At 40.3% G+C, this 953-nt stretch carries 1 protein-coding gene; it reads right to left on the reverse strand.

Annotated features, from left to right (window positions below):
- Window positions 1-953, reverse strand: a 953-nt coding sequence (locus P5674_RS25220) for a group II intron maturase-specific domain-containing protein (RefSeq protein WP_315670427.1), incomplete at both ends; no start/stop codon positions are given.

The following is a 953-nucleotide window of genomic DNA, read 5'->3' on the forward strand; positions in this document are numbered from 1 at the left end:
TAAAGAATTGCCCGCACCAGGTACATCTACCTTTTGGTTTTTTGAGTAGTTTTGCAACTCTATTTGGCGTATCGATTGCTTGTCCTTTCCTGGTTGCCCAGTAGGTCCAATTTCCGTCATAAAGTGTTGCGTCAGGGCGTATTAAGGTATGTCTGACAATTGGAGTCCAGTTGTGTTTGTATAGATGTAACCCATCTTTGGTTTGGAACAACCAAGTTTCATGTCTTTCTTTCCCATTGCTAAGTTTAACTGTTCCATTTCTGAAGTAATTCCTTAGCTTTTCTTGGCTTACCTTTCCGCATCTTGATACTGTCCATGCCCTTAACATTTGCCATATTGTCTTATCTAGCTTATTGAAGGTCTCTGTTGAGACTACCACTGAGTAATAGTTTGCCCATCCTCTTATAATTGGGTTTAGTTTACTTATCAGGGCTGATTGAGGTGCTGTTTTATATTGTTTGATTACACCTTTTATCACTTCTGTGTGGGCAACAACTGCTTTTTGGCTGGGTTTTATGTGGGTTTTATGTCCGATTAATCGACTCTTATATCCCCCTGTTTTTCCAGACTTGTATTTTCCTACTGGGTATTGCCTGATATTGAATCCGAGAAAATCAAACCCAGGTTCTTCTGTTTTGCCATTATACTCAATAGGTTTGAGTGTGTGACCAATTCGAGTCTTTTCGGGTTTAATCTCTAATCCTACAGGGTTTAACCATTCGGTGATAGCAATTTTGCACTGTTCAATGATTCCTAGGTCTTTGGATATGACTACAAAATCATCGGCGTATCGTATTACCGTGGCAAATGGTTTGTTGTTGGTATTATTGGGATACATTTTTTCTATTAACCTAACCATCCCCAACAGTGCGATGTTGGCGAGTATTGGACTTATTGCCCCTCCCTGGGGTGTCCCTGCTTCTGTATCCTCAAATACACCGTTATCTAGCACA

Origin of the sequence: Limnospira sp. PMC 289.06 (assembly GCF_032350395.1) — a bacterium.
In the GTDB taxonomy this organism is placed as follows: Bacteria; Cyanobacteriota; Cyanobacteriia; order Cyanobacteriales; family Microcoleaceae; genus Limnospira; species Limnospira platensis.